At 70.2% G+C, this 22,559-nt stretch carries 23 protein-coding genes; 16 read left to right on the forward strand and 7 right to left on the reverse strand.

From position 1 onward, the window contains the following. Positions 1–67: 67 nt before the first annotated feature. Positions 68–1,498 (forward strand): WGR domain-containing protein, encoded by a 1,431-nt coding sequence (locus AC060L_RS16110; RefSeq protein WP_483799430.1) that lies wholly within the window; start codon positions 68–70, stop codon positions 1,496–1,498. A gap of 46 nt (positions 1,499–1,544) precedes the next feature. On the opposite strand, the gene AC060L_RS16115 is transcribed toward AC060L_RS16110, so the two are convergent. Both AC060L_RS16115 and AC060L_RS16120 read right to left on the reverse strand, forming a co-directional pair. Further along, positions 1,545–3,329, reverse strand: a complete 1,785-nt coding sequence (locus AC060L_RS16115; RefSeq protein WP_483799431.1) for a vWA domain-containing protein — start codon at positions 3,327–3,329, stop codon at positions 1,545–1,547. Then, a complete protein-coding gene (locus AC060L_RS16120) occupies positions 3,326–4,390 on the reverse strand; it encodes an ATP-binding protein (protein WP_483799432.1) in 1,065 nt (354 codons plus the stop codon). Before AC060L_RS16120 ends, AC060L_RS16115 begins: the two co-directional genes overlap by 4 nt. Before the next feature lie 179 nt (positions 4,391–4,569). Between AC060L_RS16120 and AC060L_RS16125 the strand changes: the two genes are divergently transcribed. Beyond that, positions 4,570–5,421, forward strand: coding sequence for a hypothetical protein (locus AC060L_RS16125; protein ID WP_483799433.1), 852 nt, complete (start codon positions 4,570–4,572; stop codon positions 5,419–5,421). On the opposite strand, the gene AC060L_RS16130 is transcribed toward AC060L_RS16125, so the two are convergent. The 4 genes from AC060L_RS16130 to AC060L_RS16145 form a co-directional block, all read right to left on the reverse strand. After that, a complete protein-coding gene (locus AC060L_RS16130) occupies positions 5,414–5,884 on the reverse strand; it encodes an NUDIX domain-containing protein (protein ID WP_483799434.1) in 471 nt (156 codons plus the stop codon). The genes AC060L_RS16125 and AC060L_RS16130 overlap by 8 nt on opposite strands. After that, positions 5,881–6,435 (reverse strand): GNAT family N-acetyltransferase, encoded by a 555-nt coding sequence (locus AC060L_RS16135; protein ID WP_483799435.1) that lies wholly within the window; start codon positions 6,433–6,435, stop codon positions 5,881–5,883. Before AC060L_RS16135 ends, AC060L_RS16130 begins: the two co-directional genes overlap by 4 nt. A gap of 91 nt (positions 6,436–6,526) precedes the next feature. Further along, the gene (locus AC060L_RS16140) at positions 6,527–6,826 is read right to left on the reverse strand and encodes a hypothetical protein (protein WP_483799536.1); all 300 of its coding nucleotides are present in this window, start codon (positions 6,824–6,826) and stop codon (positions 6,527–6,529) included. Beyond that, the gene (locus AC060L_RS16145) at positions 6,727–7,674 is read right to left on the reverse strand and encodes a helix-turn-helix domain-containing protein (protein ID WP_483799527.1); all 948 of its coding nucleotides are present in this window, start codon (positions 7,672–7,674) and stop codon (positions 6,727–6,729) included. The genes AC060L_RS16140 and AC060L_RS16145 overlap by 100 nt, the downstream gene beginning before the upstream one ends. A gap of 236 nt (positions 7,675–7,910) precedes the next feature. Between AC060L_RS16145 and AC060L_RS16150 the strand changes: the two genes are divergently transcribed. The 4 genes from AC060L_RS16150 to AC060L_RS16165 are packed head-to-tail and all read left to right on the forward strand — an operon-like array spanning position 7,911 to position 12,159. After that, a complete protein-coding gene (locus AC060L_RS16150; RefSeq protein ID WP_483799436.1) occupies positions 7,911–8,096 on the forward strand; it encodes a hypothetical protein in 186 nt (61 codons plus the stop codon). Continuing rightward, a complete protein-coding gene (locus AC060L_RS16155; protein WP_483799437.1) occupies positions 8,093–9,301 on the forward strand; it encodes a cytochrome P450 in 1,209 nt (402 codons plus the stop codon). Before AC060L_RS16150 ends, AC060L_RS16155 begins: the two co-directional genes overlap by 4 nt. Then, positions 9,298–10,287, forward strand: coding sequence for an ADP-ribosylglycohydrolase family protein (locus AC060L_RS16160; protein ID WP_483799438.1), 990 nt, complete (start codon positions 9,298–9,300; stop codon positions 10,285–10,287). Before AC060L_RS16155 ends, AC060L_RS16160 begins: the two co-directional genes overlap by 4 nt. Before the next feature lie 42 nt (positions 10,288–10,329). Continuing rightward, on the forward strand, positions 10,330–12,159 hold the full coding sequence (locus tag AC060L_RS16165; protein ID WP_483799439.1) for a serine/threonine-protein kinase: 1,830 nt from the start codon (positions 10,330–10,332) through the stop codon (positions 12,157–12,159). A gap of 31 nt (positions 12,160–12,190) precedes the next feature. On the opposite strand, the gene AC060L_RS16170 is transcribed toward AC060L_RS16165, so the two are convergent. Beyond that, on the reverse strand, positions 12,191–13,546 hold the full coding sequence (locus tag AC060L_RS16170; protein WP_483799440.1) for a DUF2786 domain-containing protein: 1,356 nt from the start codon (positions 13,544–13,546) through the stop codon (positions 12,191–12,193). Positions 13,547–13,739: 193 nt separating this feature from the next. Between AC060L_RS16170 and AC060L_RS16175 the strand changes: the two genes are divergently transcribed. The 10 genes from AC060L_RS16175 (at position 13,740) to rplB (ending at position 22,554) form a co-directional block, all read left to right on the forward strand. Next, positions 13,740–14,312, forward strand: coding sequence for a DUF1707 and DUF4190 domain-containing protein (locus AC060L_RS16175; RefSeq protein WP_483799441.1), 573 nt, complete (start codon positions 13,740–13,742; stop codon positions 14,310–14,312). Positions 14,313–14,768: 456 nt separating this feature from the next. After that, positions 14,769–15,140, forward strand: a complete 372-nt coding sequence (gene rpsL, locus AC060L_RS16180) for a 30S ribosomal protein S12 (RefSeq protein ID WP_014144289.1) — start codon at positions 14,769–14,771, stop codon at positions 15,138–15,140. A 2-nt stretch (positions 15,141–15,142) separates the two neighbouring features. Beyond that, entirely contained in the window at positions 15,143–15,613 is a 471-nt protein-coding gene (rpsG, locus tag AC060L_RS16185; RefSeq protein WP_035848142.1) for a 30S ribosomal protein S7, read from the forward strand. Positions 15,614–15,652: 39 nt separating this feature from the next. Then, on the forward strand, positions 15,653–17,758 hold the full coding sequence (gene fusA / locus AC060L_RS16190; protein WP_483799442.1) for an elongation factor G: 2,106 nt from the start codon (positions 15,653–15,655) through the stop codon (positions 17,756–17,758). Positions 17,759–17,952: 194 nt separating this feature from the next. Continuing rightward, positions 17,953–19,146: an elongation factor Tu gene (tuf, locus tag AC060L_RS16195; protein WP_483799443.1), complete on the forward strand. Its 1,194-nt coding sequence runs from the start codon at positions 17,953–17,955 to the stop codon at positions 19,144–19,146. A gap of 554 nt (positions 19,147–19,700) precedes the next feature. After that, a complete protein-coding gene (rpsJ, locus tag AC060L_RS16200; protein WP_012785157.1) occupies positions 19,701–20,009 on the forward strand; it encodes a 30S ribosomal protein S10 in 309 nt (102 codons plus the stop codon). A gap of 14 nt (positions 20,010–20,023) precedes the next feature. Then, entirely contained in the window at positions 20,024–20,671 is a 648-nt protein-coding gene (gene rplC, locus AC060L_RS16205) for a 50S ribosomal protein L3 (protein WP_483799444.1), read from the forward strand. Positions 20,672–20,676: 5 nt separating this feature from the next. Continuing rightward, a complete protein-coding gene (gene rplD / locus AC060L_RS16210; RefSeq protein ID WP_483799445.1) occupies positions 20,677–21,354 on the forward strand; it encodes a 50S ribosomal protein L4 in 678 nt (225 codons plus the stop codon). Continuing rightward, on the forward strand, positions 21,354–21,674 hold the full coding sequence (gene rplW / locus AC060L_RS16215) for a 50S ribosomal protein L23 (RefSeq protein ID WP_483799446.1): 321 nt from the start codon (positions 21,354–21,356) through the stop codon (positions 21,672–21,674). The genes rplD and rplW overlap by 1 nt, the downstream gene beginning before the upstream one ends. Positions 21,675–21,717: 43 nt before the next feature. Then, a complete protein-coding gene (gene rplB / locus AC060L_RS16220) occupies positions 21,718–22,554 on the forward strand; it encodes a 50S ribosomal protein L2 (protein WP_483799447.1) in 837 nt (278 codons plus the stop codon). Positions 22,555–22,559: the final 5 nt, after the last annotated feature.

Genomic DNA, 22,559 nt, shown 5'->3' on the forward strand with positions numbered 1-22,559 from the left:
GCTGCGGATCGCCTGTCAGTGCCGCTCGCTAGCTTGTTCCCAACACCGAACGCCCGGGAGGGTTCTGATGTCCGAGCAGGTCACTTACCTCGAACTCTCCGAGGACCAGGGCAGCGCCCACAAGTTCTACGAGGTGCGTCAGGCGGGCACCGAGCTGACCATCACGTACGGCAGGATCGGCGAGGGTGGCCAGAGCCGCGCCACCTCCTACCCGACGGTGGAGAAGGCGGCCGCGGCCGCCGCCAAGAAGCTCGGCGAGAAGATCCGCAAGGGCTACGCCCCCGCCCAGCGCGGCGTCCGCCAGCGTCGCGCGGTCACCCGCCGCGAGATGGTCAGCACCCGCTCGACGGCCCGTCAGGCCCCGGTGCTGTGGCGGTTCCGCTCCGGCGCGCCGGCCTTCGGCGTCTTCGTGGACGAGCAGGGCGCCTGGGTGGGCAACCAGTCCGGCGACGTCTACACGCTGACCCACGACGGCCGGGTCACCGGCCGGTTCGGCCTGCCGGACGGCGTCAAGTGCATCGTCGCCGACGACTCCTGGATCTACGCCGGCTGCGACGACGGCCGGGTCTACGACCTCGGCGGCAAGGTCCCCCGGGTGGCCTACGAGATCGCCGCCGACGTGGACATCTACTGGCTCGACATCCACGACGGCGTGCTCGGCGTCTCCGACGCGCAGGGCGGCATCACCACGGTGGACCACGAGGACGAGTTCCAGTGGCGGCGCGCCACCGCCGGCAGCTCCGGCTGGATGGTGCGCTGCGACCCGGACGGCGTCTACCAGGGCCTGTCGACCGGCGTCACCCGCTACGAGTCGCGCAGCGGCGACCAGCGCTGGCACACCCGCACCGAGGGCGCGGTGCTGTTCGGCTGGCAGGAGCGCGAGGAGGTCTTCGCCGGCACCGCCCGCGGCTGGGTGCACCGCCTCGCCAAGGCCGACGGCGCCGAGCTTGCCCGCTACCGCTGTGACGCGGCCGTCTACTCCTGCGCCGCCTCGCCGGACGGGCAGTTCGTCTTCGCCGGGGACAGCTCCTCGTCCGTCTACTGCTTCGCCGCCGACGGCCGCCGCCTGTGGAAGCTGGCCACCGGCTGCGGCTCGGCGTACAGCATGCAGTACCGCGAGGGCCGCCTCTACCTGGTCACCACCGACGGCTCGCTCGCCTGCCTCGACGTGAGCTCCACGGCCATCGAGCAGGCCGAGGGCGGCCACCTCCCGCAGACCGCCGACATCAAGGCCGGCAGCCTGGAGCGGGTCGCCCCGAGCGCCGAGATCGAGTGGGTGAGCGGCGGCGCGGGCGCCGGTGCCGGCATCGAGCTGGAGTGCGTCCAGGAGGGCTCCCGCACCCGGATCCGCGTCATCACCCCCGGGTACGACGCGGCCTGGCGGGTCCAGTTCCCCAAGGACATCCGGGTGCCCGGCGCCCGCTACGTCGTCCCCGAGTTGCACGCCTCCGACCGCGGCTTCTACCGCACTCGCGGCGAGATCAAGCGCCTGCGCTGAGTCCTCGCTGAGCCGCCGTCGCCGCTGGGCCGTCGCCGCCGGCCCGTCAGCGCATCCGGAAGACCGGCCCGCGGGCGGTGAACGGCAGCGACGCGCCCTGCGGCACCAGGTAGGCGTGCTCGCGGCGCACCCGCAGCACGTCGCACTCGCCGTCGGTGATCAGCAGGAGCGGCGCGCCGGGCGGGAAGTCCTCGGCCCGCTCCAGCAGGTCCACGCCGGGCTGCAGCACCGTCCCGCCCCGGCCGCGCACCCGCATCCGGCCGGCGATGTCCTCCGGCGGCAGGTAGCCGGCGTCGTACGCGGCGGCGTCGCAGTAGACCACCCGGGCGGCCGGCACGTCCCGGGCGGCCGCGTAGGAGGCGATCGCGCCGAGCGCCTTGCCGAGCAGCCGGCGGTCCATCGAGCCGGAGGTGTCGAGCACCACCCCGAAGGTGCAGCGGGCCACCTCCTCGGGCGGGAAGTACCGTCCGGCGCGCGGGATGCCGGGCGAGGAGGCCTGCCGCCGGGACGGCCGGGAGTAGCTGCGGACGGCCTGCGGGGCGGGGACGAACGCGTCGAACCAGCGCGCCAGCCGGGCGTCCCACGGGACCGGCGGGTGGGCCAGCGCGCGGATCTCCTCCACCAGCCCGCGCGGCAGCAGGCCGCGTTCGCGCTGGTGCAGCTCGAAGCCCTGCTGCAGGCCGCGGCGGTAGAAGTCGTCCAGATCGACGTAGTCGCGTGGCGGCCCGAGTGGCTCGCCCAGCAGGTCGGGGCGGCCCTTGCCGGCCGGCGTCGCCAGGCGCCGGATCCGGCGCTGGTCGCGGACGATCCGGTCGTAGACCTCCTCGGCCGACAGCCCCTTGAGCTCCGGGTCGTGCAGCAGCCCCTCGGGCATCTCGCCGACGCCCATCTCCAGCAGCCAGCCGTTGATCACGTAGTCGGCCGCGACGTTGAACAGGTACGGGTCCCGGGCACCCCGGCGGTCGCCGTGCCGCAGCGCGGCGTGCAGCATCTCGTGGGCCAGGATGAACCGCCACTCCTCGTCGCTGTAGTGCCGCAGCGGGTTGAGGTAGATCTCGCCGGCCTCGGCGTTGACCGCGGCGATCGCGATGCCCTGCGCACGGGCCAGCTCCGCGTCCGCGACCAGCGTGATGCCGGCCGCGAGCCCGCCGAGCAGCGGGTAGGAGGAGATGAACCAGTTCAGCGCCCGGGTCCACGGCCGCTCCGGCAGGCGCGCGCCGGTCAGCTCCTCGCGGCGGCCGCCGGCCAGGTCCATCGCCGCCGACATGGTGCGGGTGAGCGCGGCGGCGAAGGCCGTCGTCCAGTCCTCGGGGGTGCGGCGGTGCGCGGGGACCAGCCACAGGTCCGGCTCGGCGCCGGCCGTGCCCGCCACCCGGGGCAGCCCGTCGCGGCGCCAGTGCGCGGCCAGCTCCTCCTCGTCCCCGCCGACGAAGGCGGCCGGCAGCTCGAACGGAGAGCGTCCGATCGAGAAGGTGGCCAGGAACCGGTTGACCACGTGGCAGCGGGCGGCCAGCTGGTACTCGTCGGGCTGGGTGCGCGGGCCCTCGGCGCCGGGGACGTGTCCGAAGCCGAGGTGCAGCAGGCTGTGCGCCAGCACCCAGGCCCACTCGGCCGGATCCGCCCGCCGCGTGGGATCGACGTGCACCACGCCGTTGGAGTCCACCACGGCCCAGCCGCCCGCGGCCGGCCGCAGCCCGCACTGTGGGTCGCGGCACAGGGTGGTGTCCAGCGAGGCGAGGGCCGGGTTGCGGCGCAGCAGCACCAGGCCCTGGGCGAGCGCCTCGGCTGCGGGATCGCCGGCCTTCTGCGGCTGCTGCTGCGGGCGCCTCACCGCCGGGCCTCGACCAGCCGGGGCATGTCCCGGGCCGCCTCGATCAGGAACCAGCCCGGGAGCACCGGGTTGCCGTCCGGCCCGTCCGCGATCACCGTCTGGGCCACCTCGACCGAGATCTCGGCCAGCTGCACCAGCAGCGACTTGGCCCGGTAGGCGGTCTGCCGCAGCGCGTCGGAGGCGTACTCCTTCTTCGCCGGCAGCTCCTTGACCAGCCGGCCGCGGAACGCGTCGGCGAGGTAGTAGAGCAGGTCGCGGTCCTCCAGGCGGTGCGGCCAGCGGGCGTCGCCCTTGAGGATCGCGTCCAGGCCATAGGAGTTGCGCACGATCTTGGCGTAGCCGCAGAAGGCGATGGCGTGCTGCGGCGTCAGCAGCCCGTACGCCACGACCTTCAGCAGCTCCTCGGAGAGCGTCGGGCCGAAGGACTGCAGCGCGTCGGAGAGCATGTGCCAGGCGCGCGGGGTGGAGAACGGCTCCTCGGACTTCGGCGGCGCGGACCAGAGGTGGTCGGGCCGGTCGGTGAGGTAGTCCACCACCCACGGGTGGATCCCGCTGCCCGCGGCCCAGGCCAGCCAGTCGGTGGCGCTGGCCCGCAGATGGACGTGCACCAGCCGGTTGACCAGCGCGGACGCCATCGGACGGGCGAGCGCGCCGTCGGTGGCCCGGTTGCCCGCGCCGATCACGATGCTGCCGGGCGGCAGCTCGTAGGAGCCGATCCGGCGGTCCAGGATCAGCGAGTAGAACGCCTTCTGGACGTCCGGCGTCGCCGCGTTCAGCTCGTCCAGGAACAGGCAGTACGGCTCGTCACGGGCGATGCTCTCCGGCGGACAGAACCGGGAGCGCCCCTCCGGGGTGATCTGCGGAACCCCGATCAGATCCTCCGGCGCCAGCTGCGTCCCGATCAGGCTCACGCACTCCAGCCCCAGCGAGTCGGCGAACTCCCGCACCAGCGAGGACTTCCCGATCCCCGGCGCACCCCACAGGAACACCGGTCGTACCGTGGCCAGCCCGAGCAGCAACTCGGGAACCTGCGACGGCGAAACGGCGACGGCACCCTGCACGGGGATTTCCTCCGATGATCGGCAGATTCGGCCCGCCCAGTCTGCGCACCCCGCTCGCCCCGCGCACCCGCTTTTCCGTCGCCGGAAGGCAATGTTGCAGGCGCTGCCGACCCTGGTCCACTGCCTCGCGACGGCGGACTGAGGCCCCCAACTGTCTTGAGCATCGCTACCGTTGCCCCATGACGGATCTGCGCTGGGTATCGGTAGGCGGGGTGCTGGAGCGTGTCGAGGCGGCACTGGGGACGCGGCTCGACCGAGTGACGCTGGTCCGCAAGCGCCGATCTGTGGGCACGCGCACTGAGCGTGGCACCTGGGTGCGCGTCGAGCGGTGCGGGCTGGGCCGGATCGCCGTCCAGGGTGGGGACGGCACCGCTGCCGCAGAGGCCCTGCACGGGATCGCGAAGCCGCCGTGGCTGGCCGGCGTCGCGTGGCGGGACGGGAACGAGCCGGTGATCTGGCGGGCCGATGAGACTGCGTTGCTGCCGGCTGCCCCGGCGGGGTCGGCAGTTGTGGCCGAGGTACCAGAGCTGGCGCCCGGGTGGTGGACGGCGCTCAGTGCTTCGCTGGATGCGCTCGCGGCGCAGCAGACGAATCGGCTTGCCACACCGGACACGGAGACGATCACCCAGGAGTTGGTGAGTTGGACGATTCGCCAGGTCTTCCCGGACGTCGACGCCACGGTGAGTCAGTGGCGCCCGGCGCACGCCGATCTGAACTGGGCGAACGTGACGGCGCCGGAGTTCTGCGTCTTCGACTGGGAGGACTGGGGCATGGCTCCACGGGGCTTGGACGCGGCCACCTTGTGGGCGGCGTCGCTCGCCGTACCAGCCCTGGCTGATCGCGTCCGAGCCGAGCGGAGTGCTGACTTCGCGAGCCGGGACGGCAAGCTGATGACGCTCTTCGTCGCGTCGAAGATCCTCGGGCCGTACGCGCACCCTGAGGACCCACGGAGGGAGGCTGCTCGTGCGGTGGGGGAGCAGGTAGTGAGGGAACTCCAGGTACTCGCGGACCGTCCTCGTTCGGTCAGCTGATCTGTGGCACCGGGGAGTTGAGGAAGCCGTGAGTGACGCGAAGCCTGGTGGTGGGCGACATGTCGAGCGTCTCCAACTCCTCCCGTGCCACCCACCGCACCTCGAAGGACTCGGCGCTCACGTGGAGCCGACCGCCGACCGGGCGGGCCCGGAAGCAGACCGAGAACTCCTGGCGGACCTCGCCGTCGGAGAAGGCGATGACGTGCCCGGGGTCGGTGTAGATGCCCACCAGGCCCGCTACCTCCACGTGGATGCCGGTCTCCTCCAGCACTTCCCGCACGACCGTGCCGGCAAGGTTCTCCCCGATCTCCTGGACACCGCCGGGCATGCCCCAGCGCCCGTTGTCGGAACGCCGCTCCAGCAGCAACTCGCCCCGGTCATTGACCACGAACGCGGTCACGGCCGGCACGATGGCGTTGGCTCGTGGAGCTGCGGGGTCGTCGAAGTAGTCGATGCGGCTCATGATCCTTCCGAGGTCTCCAGTTCCAGGAGCATGACGTCGTGCAGCGCAGCTCCGTCCCATGGGATCGTCTCGCCCACCTTGCGGTACCCCCACGATCGGTATGCGGCCTGCGCGGCGGTCGCTTCCGGCCTGGTGTTCAGCATGATCCGCTGGTTGTCGATCGCATCGACCAGAGCTCGGTGCGCGCGGGTGGCGATGCCCTGTCGGCGCCACGCCGGGCGGACGGCCAGCTCGAACAGGCCGAACGTGCGCCGCCCGTCCTCGCGTCGCAGATCCTCGGGAACCGGCCCGGTCAGCGTGTCCCACCAGCCGGTGCTCGCCGAGAGCGGATAGCCGTAGGCCATGCCCACCACGTTGTCACCGTCGAAGGCGACAGCCGCGCGGAACCCCCGGCGGCGCACCTGCGAACGGAACCGGCGGAACGCCCGCTCGACGTCAGCCGGACCCTCGCCGTACGGCGGCTCGGCGAACGCCTCGGCGAACACCGCTGTCAGCTGCTCCGCCAGGTCCGCCGTCTTCCTGCCGTCGAGCAGCAGCACCGTCGCACTCACGCATTCCTCCGCCTGGTCACCACCGTCGATGTGAGCGACACGCAGCTTCTATCGGACCAAGGGCAAGATCAAGCGCCTGCGCCGAGCTGGATCAGCTGGGTGAGGCACCCCGGGTGGCGGCTTTGACCTCCGCGACGAAGCCGCCGAGTACCATGCTCCGCTGCTCGATCGGCAGCGCTGCCATGGTTTCGCGGGCCAGCTCAATGCCTGTGCTCACGTCTCCGGACTTCACGAACGACAGTGCTCGGTGAACGCTCGTGTGAGCGGCGAACCGACCGAGGCCGCCGGGCCTCAAGCGGTCGGCGGTGTCCTGCTCCTGCTGCGACTGCTCGACGTCGCCGAGCCGGGCGTGAACGAGCGTCTTGGTAAGGCTGTAGCCCCACTGCGGCATGGAGAAGACAGTGGCACACGGCGGTGAGTCCACTGACGGGAACATCTCGTCGGCAGTCCGGATGGCATTCCGGGCCAGTCGGGCCTCGCGTAGCAATGAGCCTGGGCCAGTAGGGCGCAGAGCCGTCCCATGGAAGGCCGTTCGGACAGGGCAAGCGCATCGGTTGCCATACTGACCAGCGAGGATGGCTCGGCACCCTCGTAGACCAGGGCGAGTGCGCCCTGCCCGCGTGTCCATTCGCGGAGCGCCAGGCTGCCGGAGCGGTCGGCCGACTTGACGGCAGTTCGATACCAGCGGGCGGAGGCCGCAGGGCCGTTGAGCGAAGCCTCGGCCATCCCCATGACGACGGAGAGTCTGGCCGCGGACTCCCAAAGGTATTGGGAGTCCGCCAAGCTCTGGCGCAGCAGGAGCAAGTCGCCGGCGAGCTGCGGTTCGATCTCACGCGCTGAGAGCGTCATGAAGGCACGTCCGTAGTCGTCTGTTACCTCCTGCCAGTCATCGACACTGGCGTGCCCGCCCAGCGCATCGACAAGCCCCTGTCGGGCGACCTCGCCGACCGGCGACGGGTGGCCCACCGCAGCGGCCTCGAAGACCGCGATCGGCAGACCGAAGACCGTAGCCATATGAGCCAGCCAGAACGGGCCCACCGACCGCTTCCCGTTCTCCCACCGGCTGATCTCCTCACGCGTCAGAGTGGGGCGACCGGAGGCCTCGCACAATGCGGAGGCGAGGCGGCCCTGCGACCAGCCGCGGGCCTCGCGCAGGGTCCTGATGAGTGTGCCAACGCTCAGGTTGCACAGTCTGGCCACTACGGTGGCCACTGGCGGGCGATTCACGGAGAAGTACACCTGACGTGGCAACAGTTCACGATCAGGGAGCAGCTCATGTCAGCAGCGGAAGAGCCCACTGTCGGGACCTACCGACGATTCGTCACCGACGACAACGGCGCTCGCCGCGCCGTCGTCTCCCCGGCTCCCGGCTATGACCCGGACTTCAGGCTCAGCAATTCCCGGAGCAGTGGTTGGCCGCTCTGCCTGTGCGGTAGTGAGCGCTGCCCGGACCGAGCCCTACTGGAGGCGGAGTCGTGAGCACGCATGCGGACTGCGCGGAGTGCGTTCGGCTGGACGAGCAGGAACGCGCAGCCTTCCTGCTCCGAGACCACAGCCGGCGGACCGATATCCGGGTGCTCCGACGGCGGCATCTCGAAGCCTGGCATCTGGGGACGGCCGAGGACATTCCGCTTGATCCCCTCGCTACGCTGCTCGAATGACGCCGCACTTCGATCCCTGGTCCCCGGAGTTCATCGCGCATCCGTACCCCGCGTACGCCGAGCTGCGGGAGCACTCGCCCGTCTCGTACTACGAGCCGAGCAACCAGTGGCTGATCTCGCGGCATCAGGACGTCAGCGCACTTCTCCGGGACCGCCGGCTCGGGCGCACCTACACGCACCGGTTCACGCACCAGGAGTTCGGGCAGACGCCGCCCGATCCCGCGCACGAGGCGTTCCACACGCTGAACGACAGCGGCCTGCTCGACCTGGAGGCGCCCGACCACACCCGGATCCGGCGGCTCGTCTCGAAGGCGTTCACGCCGCGGATGGTGGCGGAGCTGCGGCCGACCGTGCAGCGGCTGGCGGAGGAACTGGTCGACGGGCTGCTCAAGGACGGCGGTGGCGACCTGATCTCGATGGTCGCCGAGCCGCTGCCGGTCGCGGTGATCGCCGAGATGCTCGGGGTGCCGGAGTCCGACCGGGGGCTGCTGCGGCCGTGGTCGGCGGCGATCACCGGGATGTTCGAGTTGAACCCTTCGCCGGAGACGGCACAGAAGGCCGTGACCGCCAGCGTCGAGTTCTCCGACTTTCTGCGCACCCTGATCCGTGAACGGCGAGCGAACCCCGGCCCGGATCTCATCTCCGCGCTGATCGCCGCCCAGGACGACGGCGATGCGCTCAGCGAGCAGGAGATGGTCTCCACCTGCGTCCTGCTCCTCAACGCCGGGCACGAGGCGACCGTCAACACGACCGGCAACGGCTGGTGGTCGCTGTTCCGCAACCCCGACCAGCTCGCCCTGCTGCGCTCTGACATCGACGCCCATCTCCCGACGGCCATCGAGGAGTTGATGCGTTACGACACCCCGCTGCAGATGTTCGAGCGCTGGGTCCTCGAAGACATCGAACTGCACGGCACCACGATCCCGCGCGGTGCCGAGCTCGCGCTGCTCTTCGGATCGGCCAACCGCGACCCGGAGCGCTTCGCCGAGCCCGACCGGCTCGACGTCACCCGGACCGACAACCCGCACGTCACGTTCGGCGCCGGCATCCACTTCTGCCTCGGCGCCCCGCTCGCCCGCCTGGAGCTCACCGAGTCCTACGGCGCCCTGCTCCGCCGCGCGCCCGGCCTGTCGCTGGTGCGCGAGCCCAGCTGGCAGCCCGGCTACGTGATCCGCGGCCTGAACGAACTGGTGGTAACCGCATGATGCGCGCAACCGGCACCCTGCTCGGCCTCGCGATCGGGGACGCGATGGGGTACCCGACGGAGTTCAAGAGCCTGGGCGAGCTGCAAGCCCTGTGGCCCGACTGGCGGGAGCTCCCGCTCCCCACCCCGGCGCTGATCACCGACGACACCCAGATGACGCTCGCGCTCGCCCGCGCCGTGCGCCGGGCCGGTGAGCTCACGCCGCAGCGCTTCGCGGAGCCGCTGCGCGACGAGTTCGTCGCCTGGTCGATCTCCCCGGAGAACAACCGCGCGCCCGGCATGACCTGCCTGCGCGCCTGTGGCCTGCTCGCCGAGCCCGAGCGGCTGTGGCAGGACGCCAGCCAGCTCGGGTCCAAGGGTTGCGGGGCGAACATGCGGGTCGCGCCGCTCGGCCTGATCCCCGGGCTGAGCGAGCAGGAGCTCTCCGGCGCCGCGCAGCTCCAGTCCGCCCTGACGCACGGCCACCCGACCGCGCTCGCCGCGAGCGACCTCACCGCGCTCACCGTCCGGCTGCTGACCGAGGGCGCCGCGCCGGCCGAGCTGCCGGGCCTGCTGCGCGCGCACGCACTCGCCAACCGCACCCGCTACGACGCGTACTGGCTCGGCGACCTGGTCAGCCGGGCGCACGACCACTCGGCCGAGGAGTTCATCGCCCGCGGCTGGGACGAGTGCCTCGCCGTCCTCGACCGCCTCGACGCCGCGCTCGCCGCTCCCGACCGGGAGGCGGACCCGTGTCTGATCACCGGGGAGGGCTGGATCGCCGAGGAGGCGCTGGCGACCGGGCTGCTCTGCTTCCTGCTCTTCCCGGACGACCCGGTCACCGCCGTCCGCCGGGCCGCCTACTCCTCAGGCGACTCCGACTCGCTCGCCTGCCTGACCGGCGCGTTCGCGGGCGCGCACGCCGGTCCGGACGTCTGGCCGGCCGACTGGGTGCGGCGGATCGAGCACCGTGACGAGCTGCTCGCCCTGGGTGCGCTCTGGGACTGAGGCCGCCGCTATGATCCGGCTGGTCTACGGGGGAGGAGCGGCATGAAGAGCAACCTGGGGCCGCCGCAGTACGGATGGTTCGACAACCCCCTCTGGGGCCAGACCCTGGTCTGGGTCCTGGTGGCCGTGCTGGTGGTCCGCCTGGCCACGTTCACGGCGCTGCTGCGCAGCCAGCGCGGCCACCGGTCCCGGCTGGTGAGCAACGAGCGCCGCAAGCAGATCAGGCAGGCCTTCGCGCAGGACGCCTCGCAGCGCCAGTTCCACCTGCGCTCGCTCGGTGCGGCCTATCCGCGGCACCTGGTGGCGAGCGTGCTGGACCCGCTCTTCGCGGTGCTGGCCGTCGGCGGCGTCAGCTGGGCGATGCACCTGGGGGTGACGCACCACTACACCACCGCGAAGGACGTGCTGAACGTCCACCAGATCCGGTTCAGCCCGCCCTGGCCGATGAGCACGCTGTGGACGGCGCTGACCGGCAGCGACCCGGGCGGCGTGGCGGCCGTACTGCTCGCTCTCGGGCTGACGTCGGCCTGGCTCGGCGTCTGGTTCCGGACCAGGTACCTGCTGCTCTGCTCGCGGATGCCGTCACAGACCTGGGAGCGCTCGGCGCTGCGCCGCCACCTGGCGGTCCAGCTCGTGGTACGGGCCGTGCTGGTGCTGCTGCTGCCGGTGATGACGATCGCGCTGCTGCTGGTCTGGCAGCTGGTCGCGTTGCTCCCGGCGGTGCGACTGCACGGCTCACGCGCGGTGCTGACGCCGCCGCAGGTGCCCGGCATGCCGGTGGTGGTGAAGGCGGAGCCGGCACCGAAGCCGGCCAGGACCCCGAAGCCGCCGCGAACCCCCAAGCAGCCGAAGCAGCAGCCGGAACAGCAGCTCAAGCAGCAGCCGGAGGCGCAGGCGCAGCCCGCCACCCCAACCGTCCCGCCGCAGCCCGCCACCCCACCCCCCACCGCCCCCGCCACCGCGCTCGACACCCCGGCCATCCGCTGCAAGGACCTCGGCCCCGGCGACCCGCGCGCGATCGGCGCCTACCGGCTGCTCGGCAAGATCGGCGCCGGCGGCATGGGCTCGGTCTACCTGGCGAAGCGCCAGGGCTCCGCGACCCAGGTCGCGTTGAAGACGCTGCGCCCGGAGCTGCTGGACGACGCCGACCTGCTGCGCCGCTTCGAGCGCGAGGCCGAGGTGCTGCTGAAGGTGCCGAGCGCGCACACCGCCCGGGTGCTCGACACCGGCACCGCCGACGGCATCCCGTTCATCGCGATGGAGCTGCTGGACGGCCGCCCGCTCGACGCGCACCTGCGCGAGAACGGCCCGATCCGCTCGGCCGCCGCGCTGCGCTCGCTCGCGATGGCGCTGGCCCAGGCGCTGCGCGCGGTGCACGCCCAGCGGCTGATCCACCGTGACCTCAAGCCCGCGAACATCATGCTGACCAGCGACGGCCCGAAGCTGCTCGACTTCGGCATCGCGATGATGGTGGACCGCACCCGGCTGACCCAGCTCGGCGGCAGTCCGGGCACGCTCACCTACATGGCGCCGGAGCAGTTCGGCGACGGGCCGGTCGGCATCCACGCCGACCTCTGGGCCTGGGGCTGCTGCGTGGCGGCGGCGGCGTACGGCGCGAGCCCGTTCGACGCGACCAGCGCCGTCGCGGTGATGCGCAAGATCGTCGACTTCGGCCCCGAACCGGCCGCGCTGCGAGCGGTGCGCGAGCTCGATCCGGAGCTCGCCGCCGTGGTCGAGCAGTCGCTGAGCAAGGTGCCCACCGACCGCGGGGGCAGCGCGGCCGGGATCGTCGCGCGGCTGGAGGCGGCCGATCCGTCCCTGGGCAGCGCGCAGGAGCAGATCGACCGCGGCTGGCAGACCCTCGTGCTCTGAACCAGCGCTACCCGGCGACGGCGAGGGCGGCTCAGCGCTTGCCGCGCCGCCCCTCGACCCGGCCGCGCCCGTGCAGCGCGGCCTGGTCGGCGGCGGCCCGGCCGGCCATCCAGCCCTCGCCGTCGCTCACCCGCACCCGCTGCGAGGTGAGCTTGGGGAACATCCGGTCGGTCGTCGAATCGACCGCCTCCTCGCGGGCCGCCAGCGCCGGCAGCAGCCGCTCGTCCGGGACGCCCTGCTCGGCCGTGCCGTCCTCGCGCAGGTGCTGCCCGGCGGCCGCCGCCCGGGTGGTCTGCTCGGTCGCCTCGGTGAGCCGCTCGCGGATCCGGGCCGCGTAGGAGACCAGGAACGACTGCCGGAACGCCCTGGTGCGGGACGCGCCGTCCAGGTGCTGCCGGCTGCCGGCCTTGTGCATCGCCGCCGTTGCCTGCACCAGCAGCGAGGTGTAGAGCAGCTCCACCGCGTCCAGGTCGGAGTCGAAGCCGACCACGGTGCAGAACGCGAACTCCTTCGCCCAGACCACCCGGCACCGGTTCGCCGCCGCGACGGCGTCCAGCAGCATCGCCTTCGGGCCCTCGTACGGGTTCTCCATGCCGATCCGCAGCGCACCGGGCAGGTCGCCGTTGGCCTGGCCGGCCGAGAGCAGCGCCTCGTCGATGCTGTGCTGGGCCATCAGCTGCTGGGCCTTGGCGGTCAGCGCCTCGGCCTCCTCCGGGAACTCGGTGGATTCGGCCTTGGCCAGCAGGGCCCGGATCCGGCCGAGCATCCGCGGCTCGCCCGGCGTCGGGACGGTCGCGCGGTGTTCGACGGTGCGCGCCCCTGCTCCGACCCGCGCGCCCGGCGCGGGGCCGACCGGTGCGATCGCCGGCAGCCGGCCGAGCAGCCGCAGCAGCTCCAGCGCGGTGGTGGCCAGCGCGAACCGGTCCAGCCGGTGCCGTTCGGCGAAGCCGGGCAGGAAGGTTTCGTCACCCGACCACCAGACCTCCACCGCCAGCTCGCGCAGCTGCTCGGTCCAGCGCCGGTCCAGCGCGGCGGGGGAGTAGCGGCGCGACTCGGCCGCCACCAGGTCCACCAGCAGCGCCAGATGCGTGGGCGCGAGGTCGCGACGGACCAGCCGGGCCACGTCGGCCGGGCGCCAGCCGCGCTCCCAGAGCCCGCCGAGCGAGCCGTCGGTGAGCCCGAGCACCGCTCGGCTGACCGCGGGCCAGCGCTCGGCCGAGGCGGCGAGCAGGGACGCACCGCTGTCCAGCGCGTCGTCCACCCGCCGGTCGGTCGCACCGAGGACGGCGCCGACAGCCCGCTCCAGCATTTCTCGCAGCTCGGCCTGTGCCCGCTGCTCGGCGCTGTCGTCGCCGCTCGTTCTCGTCCGCTCGTTCACCACGCCCATGATGCCGGAGCCGGTACCGGAGGCGACGCCACCGCCCGCCCGGCCGTCCGACCCCGACGGCTGCGCAGCCGAGGTGCCCGCGGCCGACCCGGCGGCATGATGGTCGGTGTGCTGCGGAACCCTTCACGGGCCTGGCTCGTCCATGAGGTGAGGGCGCCGGGGGCGTGTCGTGTCGCGTCAGGAGGAGGACCGGATGGGTGATGTGCAGCGGTGGCCTGACCCGCAGCGGCCCGGGGACCCGTATGCCCGAGCCTGGCAGCCCGCACCCACGCCCTACGCGGCGATGCGCGCCGCGCACACCGACCGGGACCGCACGGTGGACGTGCTGAAGGCGGCCTACGCGGAGGGCCGGCTCTCCGCCGAGGAGTACTCCGAGCGCTTCGACGCGGTCAACCGCGCGCAGACCTACGGCGAGCTGGCCCGGATCGTGGCCGACCTGCCGGCCGGCCCGATGGTCGCGCCGCTGGGCGCCCCGGTGCCGGTGGTGCCGCCGACCTTCCTGCCGCCGCCGGTGTTCCAGCCACCCGTGCGCAGCAACGCCGCGGCGAACGTCTCGCTGGCGATGGGCCTGCTCAGCGTCCCGACGGCGGGTCTGCTGGCGATCCCCGCGGTGATCAGCGGCCACATGGCGCGCAGCCAGATCCGGCGCTCCGGCGAGGCCGGCGACGGCCGGGCGGTGACCGGGCTCACCCTGGGCTACCTCTGGCTGGCCGGCTGGGTGCTGCTCTTCCTGGCCGGTGTCGCGGCCGTCGGCCACGGAGGCTGAGCGCAGCTCCGGCCTCCCCCCGGGGGCGCAAAACCGTGCTGTCGCCCGGGCGGCGGCCCGGCCCGGCCCGTCGAGTCGCGGTCCGCAACCACCTGTGCTATGCGCCGGCACCGCCCGCACCCGCTCCCGCCGCCGGCCCGGTTTTCCTCCCGGCCCCGCCGCGACCTGCGGGGTTGCATTTGTTTTGACCGAGCCCGATGCGCTAGGTACGCTCTGACCTTGTGCCTGGGGTGTCCCCGGGTCCTTGTGCGTGCATGCACACCGGCCGCCGCGCGCCTCGCGCGCAGGCGCCGCCGCTGCACATCAGCACATCGGGATTCCGCAGATTCTTCCGCCGCCCGCCGATCTGGACCGGACCGGAAGAAGCCCAACACACCCGACCTCGTGGGTCGGCGTGAGCTGGGAACACCGCAGGTTAGTTTCACCCAGCCTTGGCACACAGAAAACGGAGAAACGGTGCCTACGATCCAGCAGCTGGTCCGAAAGGGCCGGCAGGACAAGGTCGAGAAGAACAAGACTCCCGCGCTGAAGGGCTCGCCCCAGCGTCGCGGCGTCTGCACGCGTGTGTACACGACCACCCCGAAGAAGCCGAACTCGGCGCTTCGTAAGGTCGCCCGTGTGCGCCTCACCAGCGGGATCGAGGTCACCGCTTACATCCCCGGCGAGGGCCACAACCTGCAGGAGCACTCCATCGTGCTCGTGCGCGGCGGTCGTGTGAAGGACCTTCCTGGTGTCCGCTACAAGATCATCCGCGGTTCGCTTGACACCCAGGGTGTCAAGAACCGCAAGCAGGCCCGCAGCCGCTACGGCGCCAAGAAGGAGAAGTAAGAATGCCTCGTAAGGGCCCCGCCCCGAAGCGCCCGGTCATCATCGACCCGGTTTACGGCTCCCCTCTGGTGACGTCGCTGGTCAACAAGATCCTGCTGCACGGCAAGCGCTCCACCGCCGAGCGGATCGTCTACGGCGCCCTCGAGGGCGTCCGTGAGAAGACCGGCTCTGACCCCGTCGTGACGCTGAAGCGCGCGCTGGAGAACGTCAAGCCGGCCCTCGAGGTCAAGTCCCGCCGTGTCGGTGGCGCGACCTACCAGGTTCCGGTCGAGGTCCGTCCGGGCCGCGCCAGCACCCTGGCGCTGCGCTGGATGGTCGGTTACTCCCGCGCCCGTCGCGAGAAGACCATGACCGAGCGCCTGATGAACGAGATCCTCGACGCCAGCAACGGCCTGGGCGCTTCCGTGAAGCGTCGCGAGGACACCCACAAGATGGCCGAGTCCAACAAGGCCTTCGCGCACTACCGCTGGTAGTCCTAACCCCGTCACTAGACAGAGAGAGAACGAGCCACCATGGCTGCAACCTCCCTTGACCTCGCCAAGGTCCGCAACATCGGGATCATGGCGCACATCGACGCGGGCAAGACCACCACCACCGAGCGGATCCTGTTCTACACCGGTGTCTCGTACAAGATCGGTGAGGTCCACGATGGCGCTGCCACCATGGACTGGATGGAGCAGGAGCAGGAGCGCGGCATCACGATCACGTCGGCCGCGACGACCTGTCACTGGACGCTCGATGACAGCGACCACACCATCAACATCATCGACACCCCGGGCCACGTCGACTTCACCGTCGAGGTGGAGCGTTCGCTGCGCGTGCTCGACGGTGGCGTGACGGTGTTCGACGGTGTCGCCGGTGTCGAGCCCCAGTCCGAGACCGTGTGGCGGCAGGCTGACCGCTACGGTGTTCCGCGCATCTGCTTCATCAACAAGCTGGACCGCACGGGCGCCGACTTCTACTTCTGCGTGCAGACCATCGTGGACCGCCTCGGCGCCACCCCGCTGGTCATGCAGCTGCCGATCGGCGCCGAGGGCGACTTCGCCGGTGTCGTCGACCTGGTGAAGATGAAGGCCCTGGTCTGGTCCGCGGATGCGCCCAAGGGCGAGATGTACGACACCGTCGAGATCCCGGCCGACCTGGCCGAGAAGGCTGCGGAGTACCGCGAGCAGCTGCTCGACACCGTCTCGAACGTCAGCGACGAGGTGATGGAGCTCGCCCTCGAGGGCGAGGAGATCCCCGAGGAGCTGCTGGTCGCCGCGATCCGCAAGGGCACGCTGGACTCGTCCTTCACGCCGATCTTCTGCGGCTCGGCGTTCAAGAACAAGGGCGTCCAGCCCCTGCTCGACGCGGTCGTCAAGTACCTGCCGTCGCCGCTCGACATCACGGGCATCGAGGGCACGAAGCCGAACGACCCCGAGACGAAGATCATCCGCAAGGCCTCGGACGACGAGCCGCTCGCCGCGCTCGCGTTCAAGATCATGTCGGACCCGCACCTCGGCAAGCTCACCTTCGTCCGGGTTTACTCGGGCCGCCTGGAGTCCGGCACCTCGGTGCTGAACTCGGTGAAGGGCAAGAAGGAGCGCATCGGCAAGATCTACCGCATGCACGCGAACAAGCGTGAGGAGATCGAGTCGGTGGGCGCCGGCGACATCATCGCCGTGATGGGTCTCAAGCAGACCACCACCGGTGAGACGCTGAGCGACGAGAAGAACCCGGTCGTCCTGGAGTCCATGGACTTCCCGGCCCCGGTCATCCGCGTCGCGATCGAGCCCAAGTCCAAGGGTGACCAGGAGAAGCTGGGTGTCGCCATCCAGCGTCTCGCGGAGGAGGACCCCTCCTTCCAGGTCAACACGGACGAGGAGACCGGCCAGACCATCATCGCGGGTATGGGCGAGCTGCACCTCGAGGTGCTGGTCGACCGTATGCGCCGTGAGTTCAAGGTCGAGGCCAACGTCGGCAAGCCGCAGGTTGCCTACCGTGAGACGATCCGCAGTGCTGTCGAGCGGATCGACTACACCCACAAGAAGCAGACCGGTGGTTCCGGCCAGTTCGCGAAGATCCAGATCGCGATGGAGCCGATCGAGTCCGGCGAGGGCTACGAGTTCGTGAACAAGGTCACCGGTGGCCGCGTTCCGCGCGAGTACATCCCGTCGGTCGACGCCGGTTGCCAGGAGGCCATGGAGTTCGGTGTCCTCGCCGGCTACCCGCTCCAGGGTGTCCGCGTGACGCTGCTCGACGGTGCCTCGCACGACGTTGACTCCTCCGAGCTCGCGTTCAAGATCGCCGGCTCGATGGCCTTCAAGGAAGGCGCCCGCAAGGCCAAGCCGGCCCTGCTGGAGCCGATGATGGCCGTCGAGGTCACCACGCCCGAGGACTACATGGGCGAGGTCATCGGCGACATCAACTCTCGTCGTGGACAGATCCGGTCCATGGACGAGCGTCATGGTGCCCGCGTGGTCAACGCGCTGGTGCCGCTTTCCGAGATGTTCGGCTACGTCGGTGACCTGCGCAGCAAGACCTCTGGTCGCGCGAGCTACTCGATGCAGTTCGACTCGTACGCCGAGGTTCCGCGGAACGTGGCGGACGACATCATCGCCAAGTCCAAGGGCGAGTGACGTCCCGCAATCGGGACGAATCACAACCCTTAGGCTTAATGGAGGCAAACCCGGCGGGGTCGACCCGACCCCGCCGGTGCCTCCGGCCCCCATCCGCGGGACGGCATGGCGCGCAATCCAGTGCGCCGTACCCAACCCGATCAAAGACCAACTGACGTCGTACGGCGTACAGAACTGTCCTCAGGAGGACTGCAGTGGCGAAGGCGAAGTTCGAGCGGACGAAGCCCCACGTCAACATCGGCACCATCGGTCACATCGACCACGGTAAGACGACCCTTACCGCGGCGATCACCCGAGTGCTGCACGACGCGTACCCGGACATCAACCCCTTCACGCCGTTCGACCAGATCGACAAGGCGCCGGAGGAGCGGCAGCGCGGTATCACCATCTCGATCGCGCACGTCGAGTACCAGACCGAGGCGCGTCACTACGCCCACGTCGACTGCCCGGGTCACGCGGACTACATCAAGAACATGATCACCGGTGCGGCCCAGATGGACGGTGCGATCCTCGTCGTCGCCGCCACCGACGGCCCGATGCCGCAGACCAAGGAGCACGTCCTCCTGGCCCGCCAGGTCGGCGTCCCCTACATCGTCGTCGCCCTGAACAAGGCCGACATGGTGGACGACGAGGAGATCCTGGAGCTCGTCGAGCTCGAGGTCCGTGAGCTCCTCTCCGAGTACGAGTTCCCGGGCGACGACCTGCCGGTCGTCCGCGTCTCGGCGCTGAAGGCGCTCGAGGGCGACGCCGAGTGGGGCGCGAAGCTCCTCGGCCTCATGCACGCGGTTGACGAGGCCATCCCGACCCCGGCTCGCCTCACCGACCAGCCGTTCCTGATGCCGATCGAGGACGTCTTCACGATCACCGGTCGTGGCACCGTCGTCACCGGTCGTATCGAGCGTGGCATCCTCAAGGTCAACGAGACTGTCGACATCATCGGCATCAAGGAGACCAAGACCACCACCACGGTCACCGGCATCGAGATGTTCCGCAAGCTGCTCGACGAGGGCCAGGCGGGCGAGAACGTCGGTCTGCTCCTCCGTGGCATCAAGCGCGAGGACGTCGAGCGCGGCCAGGTCATCATCAAGCCGGGTTCGGTCACGCCGCACACCGACTTCGAGGCCCAGTCGTACATCCTGTCGAAGGACGAGGGTGGCCGTCACACCCCCTTCTTCAACAACTACCGCCCGCAGTTCTACTTCCGTACCACGGACGTGACCGGCGTCGTGACCCTCCCCGAGGGCACCGAGATGGTCATGCCGGGCGACAACACCGCCATGACGGTCGCGCTGATCCAGCCGATCGCCATGGAGGAGGGCCTGAAGTTCGCCATCCGTGAGGGTGGCCGCACCGTCGGCGCCGGCCAGGTCACCAAGATCATCAAGTAATTTTTGATGCTCTGACCTAGCACGCCTAGGCTCGAAAGAGGCCCCGGAACCCGCTCGCGAGAGCGAGTTCCGGGGCCCTTTTGCGTCCCTGGCCGTCGAATTGACGGTCGATCAGGCGGCGTACCCCCACGCGATTGGCGTCAAACGCCTCTGATATGGCAAGATAGCCAAGTTGCTCGGTTGAGTGCCGATGCTGCGCGTCTCCCGTCGGGAGAACCGGAAGCGAGTCCCATGTACTCGTCGTTCCCGTGATGGCCGTTCATGTGTTCACGTGCTGTGTGTGAATGCAGTGGTGTGTAAGCGACACCGCGGCAGCTGCGGGGCGGACGTACGGGAATCTTCCGGGAAGCGTGGGCGGGGCCTCGACCCGGCGTCCTACGGGTGCAAGACCGACCCGGACCTCCATGGGTGCTATGCACCCTGTTTCACAGCCCGGGCGCGACACGCCCGAGCGCGGGGGCCGGAGGTAACCACCCGGGGGCGCCACTGGATCAGTCCTCCTGGACGGATCCGGCAGTAGAAGTGACAACTGAGACAAAGGACTACTAGTAGCCATGGCGGGACAGAAGATCCGCATCCGGCTCAAGGCCTACGACCACGAGGTCATCGACTCTTCGGCGAAGAAGATCGTCGAGACGGTGATCCGTACTGGTGCGCAGGTCGCGGGCCCGGTGCCGCTGCCCACTGAGAAGAACGTTTACTGCGTCATCCGCTCGCCGCACAAGTACAAGGACTCGCGCGAGCACTTCGAGATGCGCACTCACAAGCGTCTGATCGACATCCTCGACCCGACCCCGAAGACCGTTGACTCGCTGATGCGCCTCGACCTTCCGGCCGGCGTCGACATCGAGATCAAGCTCTGAGAGGCGCGACGAAGATGGCAAAGCAGATTAAGGGCATCCTGGGCGAGAAGCTCGGCATGACTCAGGTCTGGGACGAGAACAACCGGATCGTTCCGGTGACCGTCGTCAAGGCCGGGCCGAATGTCGTGACCCAGGTCCACACCGCCGACAGCACGAGTGGCTACGACGCCGTGCAGATCGGTTTCGGCGAGATCGACCCCCGCAAGGTGAACAAGCCCCTCGCGGGTCACTTCGCCAAGGCCGGTGTCACCCCGCGCCGCCACCTGGTCGAGCTGCGTACCTCGGACGCGTCCGAGTACACCCTCGGCCAGGAGATCACCGCTGAGCTGTTCGAGGCGGGTGTCAAGGTCGACGTGACCGGCACCTCCAAGGGCAAGGGCTTCGCCGGTGTCATGAAGCGTCACAACTTCAAGGGCCTCGGCGCCGGTCACGGCGTGCAGCGCAAGCACCGTTCGCCCGGTTCCATCGGTGGCTGCGCCACCCCTGGCCGCGTGTTCAAGGGCATGCGGATGGCCGGCCGGATGGGCCACGAGCGTGTGACCACCCAGAACCTGACCGTGCACGCGGTTGACGCGGAGAAGGGTCTGCTCCTGATCAAGGGTGCGATCCCGGGCCCGAACGGCGGCCTCGTCCTCGTCCGCACCGCGGCGAAGGGGCTGTGAAGGATATGAGCACCATTGACATCCTGTCGCCCGCGGGCGACAAGGCAGGCACCCTCGAGCTTCCGGCCGAGATCTTCGACGCCAAGGTCAGCGTTCCGCTGATGCACCAGGTCGTCGTGGCTCAGCTCGCCGGCGCTCGCCAGGGCACCCACTCCACGAAGCGTCGTGGCGAGGTCCGAGGCGGCGGCCGCAAGCCTTACCGCCAGAAGGGCACCGGCCGCGCCCGTCAGGGCTCGACCCGCGCTCCGCAGTTCGCGGGCGGTGGCATCGTCCACGGCCCGAAGCCGCGTGACTACTCGCAGCGGACCCCGAAGAAGATGATCGCCGCCGCTCTGCGTGGCGCGCTCACCGACCGGGCCCGTCACGACCGCATTCACGTCATCACCGGCGTGACCGCGACCGAGGTGCCGTCGACCAAGGCCGCCAAGGGCCTGTTCGGCAAGATCACCGAGCGCAAGAACATCCTCCTCGTCGTCGAGCGTGCCGACGAGCTGGGTCTGAAGAGCGCCCGCAACCTGGCGAACGTGCACATCCTGGACGCCGGTCAGCTGAACACCTACGACGTGCTCGTCTCCGACGACGTTGTCTTCACCCAGGCTGCTTTCGAGCGTTTCGTGGCGGGTCCCGCCGCGTCCGCCAAGGCTGTGGCTGTTGAGGGCGAGCTCGAAGGGAGCGCCGCCTGATGGCTGCAGAGATCACGAGCAAGACGTTCACGGACCCCCGTGACGTCCTGGTGAAGCCGGTCATCTCCGAGAAGAGCTACGCGCTCCTCGACGAGAACAAGTACACGTTCGTCGTGTCGCCCGGTGCCAACAAGACCCAGATCAAGCAGGCCGTCGAGTCGGTCTTCTCGGTCAAGGTCGAGTCCGTCAACACGCTCAACCGTCAGGGCAAGCGCAAGCGCTCCAAGACGGGCTTTGGCAAGCGCAAGGACACCAAGCGCGCCATCGTGACGCTGGCTGAGGGCAACCGCATCGACATCTTCGGTGGTCCGGTCTCCTAACGGGGATCGTGATCGTCGATAAGGACGAGGACGAGAGAGCCAAATGGGCATCCGCAAGTACAAGCCGACTACGCCGGGCCGTCGTGGCTCCAGCGTGGCCGACTTCGTAGAGATCACGCGGTCCACGCCGGAGAAGTCGCTGGTTCGCCCCCTGCACAGCAAGGGCGGCCGTAACAACGCCGGTCGTATCACCGCTCGCCACCAGGGTGGCGGACACAAGCGCGCCTACCGCGTGATCGACTTCCGTCGTCACGACAAGGACGGCGTGCCGGCCAAGGTCGCGCACATCGAGTACGACCCCAACCGCACCGCGCGCATCGCGCTCCTGCACTACGCGGACGGCGAGAAGCGCTACATCATCGCGCCGCGCGGCATCGCGCAGGGTGACCGGGTTGAGAACGGCCCCGCGGCCGACATCAAGCCGGGCAACAACCTGCCGCTGCGCAACATCCCGGTGGGTACCACCATCCACGCCGTTGAGCTGCGTCCCGGTGGCGGTGCCAAGATGGCCCGCTCCGCCGGTTCCGGCATTCAGCTGCTCGCCCGTGAGGGTCGCATGGCGCACCTGCGCATGCCCTCCGGTGAGATCCGCCTGGTGGACGTGCGCTGCCGCGCGACCGTCGGCGAGGTCGGCAACGCCGAGCAGTCGAACATCAACTGGGGCAAGGCCGGCCGTATGCGCTGGAAGGGCGTTCGCCCGACCGTGCGTGGTGTGGCCATGAACCCGATCGACCACCCGCACGGTGGTGGTGAGGGTAAGACCTCTGGTGGTCGCCACCCGGTCTCGCCGTGGGGTCAGAAGGAGGGTCGCACCCGTAAGGCCAACAAGGCTTCGGACTCCCTCATCGTGCGCCGCCGCAAGACCAACAAGAAGCGCTAGGAGCA

The sequence above is a fragment of the Kitasatospora sp. NEAU-69 genome (assembly GCF_057158765.1).